Consider the following 560-nt stretch of genomic DNA (forward strand, 5'->3'; position numbering starts at 1 on the left):
GCAAAGCCGATCATCTCGCGCAAGAGATCGGAATCCGGAGTCTTCTCCACGAGCGCGCGCAGGTTCATCATGTCGTCGGTCATCGATGGTTCCTTCGAATCAGGTTGGAGTCAGCAACCCGACCTTACCGGCGAACCGTCGATGACCACCGCAAAGCCGCTCGCTCGCTACAGCGCTATCGAGAGCGCGCTCGCGAGCGGCTTCGCTACCGCCGAGCTACACCACCTGTGGGGAGTACGTCATGCCAAGCTGATAATTGCTTGTGGGTGCAAGTCCCATCCGGCCAAAGCCGTAGCGGGCAAGCCGGGACCGAGTCTTGCGGGCGTCGCGGCAACGCGGGGTCTGAAGTGTAGACAGGAGCCATGCGGGGTGCGGGAATGAGCCTCGAAAGGTGGATGTTCGCGGAGGCCGAGTGTGTTCCCTAGTCACGAAGGCAATATGAGCATCGTCGTTACGCGAGACGTTGCCGCTCCGTCGGGGTCGATGGCCGGATCACGCATGGAAGGTAATCATCGGAACATGAGAGGCCCGACCGGGTCCGCTGGATTGGTCTCCAGCGG

Annotated in this window: 1 pseudogene; it reads left to right on the forward strand. The window is 61.6% G+C overall.

The features are described from left to right. Nucleotides 1–381, forward strand: a pseudogene (locus NKG99_RS35880) (hypothetical protein); the annotation flags it as partial. Between the last annotated feature and the right edge of the window lie 179 nt (nucleotides 382–560).

This window comes from Mesorhizobium sp. M1409 (assembly GCF_040317535.1).
Taxonomy (GTDB): domain Bacteria; phylum Pseudomonadota; class Alphaproteobacteria; order Rhizobiales; family Rhizobiaceae; genus Mesorhizobium.